A 4,446-nucleotide genomic window follows, 5' to 3' on the forward strand; every position below is an offset into this window, starting at 1 on the left:
AAGACATCCAGCCCAATGCCGGCAACGGCAAGGTCTATGTCATGCTGACCAACAACTCGAAGCGCAAGGCCGAGCAGGTCGACGCCGCCAACCCGCGCGCCAAGAACGCCTTTGGCCACATCATCGAGATCGTCGAGGACGGCGGCGATTTCACCGCGACGAAAGGCAAGTGGGAAGTGCTGTTGAAATGCGGCGATCCTTCCGTTGCCGATGTCGGCGCCACCTTCTCGACCGCCACCACGGCCAATGGCTGGTTCGGCATGCCGGACAATTGCGCCGTCGATTCGGCCGGCCGGCTCTGGGTCGCCACCGACGGCCAGGGCCCGAAGGCGACCGGTCGCACCGACGGCCTGTGGGCGGTCGACACGGAAGGCGCGGCGCGGGCGACCTCGAAATTGTTCTTCCGCGTGCCGATCGGCGCCGAGATGTGCGGCCCGCTGTTCGCGCCGGACGACCAGACCGCTTTTGTGGCGGTCCAGCATCCGGGCGACGGCGGCGAAGACTGGGAAGCGTTCGGCCGCCCGTCCTATTACGAGGACCCGTCGACCCGCTGGCCGGACTTCAAGCCGGACATGCCGGTGCGGCCGGCCGTCGTCGCCATAACGAAGCAGGGCGGCGGCAAGATCGCGGTTTGATCGGCAATGACAGACACCCGGAGGGTTCCGCACACCGGAACCCTCTCCTATTCCGCGCGCTGGATCACGGCCATGTTCATGCTGCTCCTCAAGCGGAAGCCGATCGACTCATAGAGCTTGGTCGCCGCAACGTTGCTCGCATAAGCGTGGAGATAGGGGACCTCGCCGCGTGCCGCGATCCGGCCTGCCACGAACAGCGACAGCAGCCTGCCGAGGCCCGCGCCGCGAAAATCCGGATGCGAGCACACGCCGCTGAGCTCCGTGAAGCCGGGCTGCTTCATGCGCTCGCCGGCCATCGCCGCCAACCTGCCGCCGATCTTCACGCCCCAGAACTCGCCGAGGCTCAACGCTTCAAGCGTGAACGGGCCGGGCTTGGTGAGCGACGCCAAGGCGAGCATCTCGCCTGCATCGTCTTGCGTCAGCCGATGCACCCGCTCGTCCGACACAGCCTGCATCGGCTGCCCGGCAATCATCTGCACCAAGGTGGCTGTCGACATCGCGAGAACGCCGGCCGGCAAGCTGATTTCATCCGCCTGGACGATGACGGCGCTCTCAAGCGGCGGGAGAAGCCTGCCGAGCGCCCGCAGGCTCTCCTCGTCGTCCGAGGCCGTGGCGGCGAAGGGAACGATCGACGGCCGGTATCGGCGGGCGAGGTCGCCGCCTTCGGCGAAAGCTTCATGACGCGTCGCAAGCGCGCTCCAGACAGGGCGGTCGAGGACATGCTTCATCATGCGACAACCTTCTCCGCACGACGGTCGAGCGGAGCAGCGTCGAGGCGATCCTCGATGACTCCGAGCTGACCGAGCAGCGGCCCGGACAAGTCCCCGCAAAGTTCGGCGACGGCATTCTCGATACGCGGCCAGACGTCACGCTTCGCGACCTCGATCAGATGTTGCCCGCTTGCCGTTAGGGAAACGATCCTGCGCCGCTGATCATCGTTGGACGGTTTGACTTCGACCAGGCCCAGTTCGGCAAGAAGCGAGGCGCTCCGCGTCACGCCCGGCTGGGCTACGCCGAGCGACTGCGCCAGCTCGCCGACCGGCAGCGGGCCGAGCCTGTCGAGCGCGGCGAGCAAAGGATACTGGCTCGACTGGATCCGCACATCCAGGCGATCGAGCACGCGTTGCGTGTCCGCCTGCAATTGCTCGCCAATCCGCTTCAGCCTGCTGCCGAGGCACAGGAAGCCAAGGGATCGAAGGATGTCTTCCATGCAAGGTGCACTCCGAATATCATAACTTGATATATAACAATGCATGGAAAATCAAGCACGAGACATTTCCCCTTCATTCCCGGCGGATTGCATCCTATATGGCGCTGGCGCGACACGACCCGATAACCGTCGCGCCACGGCCACTGTCACGAGGGGTCTCCATCAATCGGCGCGCGGAGCTTATGCCCTCATTGCGGGTCTACATAGACAAGGTTCTCGACGCCGCCGCGCCCAGCGTCCCGCGGCGCGAGTTCACGCATCTTGAGCGCCTGGCGCTGGTTCGGCGGCATGGCGACTTCTCGCTCGCCTACTCCACCGCCGTGCAGCACAACCTGTCCTACTTCAGCGACGGCGACGGCTACATCGCCTTTCGCACCAAGATGAAGCATCACTTTGCCCTCGGCGATCCGTTGGTCGATCCGCCGGACCGGCCAGACTACATCAAGCGCTTCGTCGAGGCCGCCCGCAGCCCCTGGTTCGTGCAGATCGGCGCCGCCACGGCAAATGTGCTGGCCGGGCTCGGCTATCAGGTCAACCGGTTGGGCGTGGACACCAGGCTGCAGCTGCCGGCGCATGATTTCTCCGGCAAGCGCAACGAGACGGTACGCTATTCCGAGCGCTGGCTGACGAAGAAGGGCTTCACCTTCACCGAGGACACACGCAATCTCTTTCTCGACGAGGTTGGGCGGCTTTCCGAGAACTGGCGTGGCGAGCGCATCGTGAAACGTTGGGAAATGGGCTTCCTCAATCGCCCCTTCGCCGATCATCTCGGCCTGGACATGCGCCGCTTCGTCTTGCACGGCCCTGAGGGCGAACTGGTCGCCATCCTCGATTTCGACCCTCTGTTCAGTGGCGGCAAGGTCATCGGCTACACCACCGCCTTCAAGCGCAAGCAGGTCGACGCCACGCCGCATGCCGAGATCGGCCTGACCAAATTCGCCGTCGACCGCTTTCGCGAGGAGGGCATTTCGGTCGTCACGCTCGGCCTGTCGCCGCTTGTCGATATCGAGCCCAGCGGCTTCCCGGAGTCGAATTTCTGGCGCGGCACTTTCCAGCGCGCCTACCAATCGCCCTGGGTCAACCGCTCGCGCTTTAACCTGCAGGGCCAGGCCGCCTTCAAACGCCGCTTCCACGGCGCGGAGGAGCCGACCTACATCGCCTTCCGCAAAGGGACGCTTGTCGAGATGCTGGGGCTGCTGCGGCTGATCAAGGCGATTTAGAAACATCGCGAACCCTGGCGATTGGCCGGAGCCTCGCGGCGTCGTCATCCCTGGGCGGAGCAGCCGCGAAGCGGCGTCGCGGAGACCCTGGGATCCATGCCGTGACCTTGCGCGTAGAATAAAGGCGAAGCAAGACAGAGCTCGTTCGGCACCGCTGAAGCGTTCGAAGGTAACGGCATGGATCCTATGGTCTGCGCCGCGTCGCTTCGCTCCTTGCTCCGCCATAGGATGACGACATGAGCGCTCCAGCTAATCACGAAGGCTGGCCGTCACCCCAGCGCGCCAACGACCGTTCAGTTCCTCAACCGATACCCGGTCCGGAAGATCCAGGCGACGATCGCGATGCAGACGGCCAGGAACACCAGCGTCATGCCGAGGCTGACGCCGACCGAGACATCCGCCTTGCCGTAAAAGCTCCAGCGAAACCCGCTGATCAGGTAGACGACCGGGTTGAACAGCGTGATCGTCTTCCAGATGCCGGGCAGCATGTGGATCGAGTAGAAGCTGCCGCCAAGGAAGGTAAGCGGGGTGACGATCAGAAGCGGCACCAGCTGCAGCTGCTCGAAGGTCTTGGCCCAGATGCCGATGATGAAGCCGAACAGGCTGAAGGTCACCGCCGTCAGCACCAGGAAGGCGACCATCCAGAACGGGTGCTCGATCCGCAGCGGCACGAACAGCGCCGCCGTCGCCAGGATGATCAGGCCGAGCAGGATCGACTTGGTCGCGGCGCCGCCGACATAGGCGACGATGATCTCGAGATAGGATACGGGCGCCGACAGGAGCTCGTAGATCGAGCCGACGAATTTAGGGAAATAGATGGCGAAGGACGCATTCGAGATGGACTGCGTCAGCAGCGACAGCATCATCAGGCCTGGCACGATGAAGGCGCCGTAGCTGATGCCGTCGATCTCGTTGATGCGCGAGCCGATGGCCGAGCCGAAGACGACGAAATAGAGCGATGTCGAAATCACCGGCGAGATGATGCTCTGCAGCACAGTGCGGAACGCACGCGCCATCTCGACCCGGTAGATTGCCCATACTGCACGAAAATTAGGGGCCGCGCGCAGGTTCATGGCTCTTGCCTCAGGAGATTGACGAAGATCTCTTCGAGCGAGCTGTTCTTGGTGTCGAGGTCGCGGAACTGGATTCCGGCCCCCTCGAGATCGCGGATCAGCGAGGCGACGCCCGGACGGTCACTCTGGTTGTCATAGGTGTAGGTGAGCTGATTGCCGTCGCCCGACAGTTCCAGCGCGTAGCGCGACAGGCCATCCGGCAAGGCCTTGAGCGGCGCGCGCAACTCCATGGTCATCTGCTTGCGGCCGAGCTTGCGCATCAGCTCGGCCTTGTCCTCGACCAGGATGATCTCGCCCTTGTTGATGAC

5 protein-coding genes and 1 pseudogene are annotated in these 4,446 nt (G+C 63.9%); 2 read left to right on the plus strand and 4 right to left on the minus strand.

Annotation, left to right across the window (positions count from 1 at the left end):
• Positions 1–635 (plus strand): alkaline phosphatase PhoX (locus Q0L57_RS06800; RefSeq protein ID WP_296739871.1); only part of this gene is annotated, 635 nt, incomplete at its 5' end.
• Positions 636–682: 47 nt separating this feature from the next.
• Here the strand turns inward: Q0L57_RS06800 and Q0L57_RS06805 are convergent.
• Together Q0L57_RS06805 and Q0L57_RS06810 are read right to left on the minus strand one after the other, a co-directional pair.
• Positions 683–1,363: a GNAT family N-acetyltransferase gene (locus Q0L57_RS06805; RefSeq protein ID WP_296739875.1), complete on the minus strand. Its 681-nt coding sequence runs from the start codon at positions 1,361–1,363 to the stop codon at positions 683–685.
• Positions 1,363–1,845, minus strand: a complete 483-nt coding sequence (locus Q0L57_RS06810) for a MarR family transcriptional regulator (protein WP_296739872.1) — start codon at positions 1,843–1,845, stop codon at positions 1,363–1,365. Before Q0L57_RS06810 ends, Q0L57_RS06805 begins: the two co-directional genes overlap by 1 nt.
• A 182-nt stretch (positions 1,846–2,027) precedes the next feature.
• On the opposite strand from Q0L57_RS06810, the gene Q0L57_RS06815 reads away from it, so the two are divergent.
• Entirely contained in the window at positions 2,028–3,065 is a 1,038-nt protein-coding gene (locus tag Q0L57_RS06815; RefSeq protein ID WP_296739873.1) for a phosphatidylglycerol lysyltransferase domain-containing protein, read from the plus strand.
• Between the two features lie 293 nt (positions 3,066–3,358).
• Here Q0L57_RS06815 and Q0L57_RS06820 read toward each other — a convergent pair whose 3' ends face one another.
• Both Q0L57_RS06820 and Q0L57_RS06825 read right to left on the minus strand, forming a co-directional pair.
• Positions 3,359–4,138: an ABC transporter permease gene (locus Q0L57_RS06820; RefSeq protein WP_296739874.1), complete on the minus strand. Its 780-nt coding sequence runs from the start codon at positions 4,136–4,138 to the stop codon at positions 3,359–3,361.
• Positions 4,135–4,446: pseudogene (locus Q0L57_RS06825) on the minus strand (multidrug ABC transporter ATP-binding protein); the annotation flags it as partial. The pseudogene Q0L57_RS06825 and the gene Q0L57_RS06820, both read right to left, overlap by 4 nt.

The organism is Mesorhizobium sp., assembly GCF_024509055.1.
In the GTDB taxonomy this organism is placed as follows: Bacteria; Pseudomonadota; Alphaproteobacteria; order Rhizobiales; family Rhizobiaceae; genus Mesorhizobium.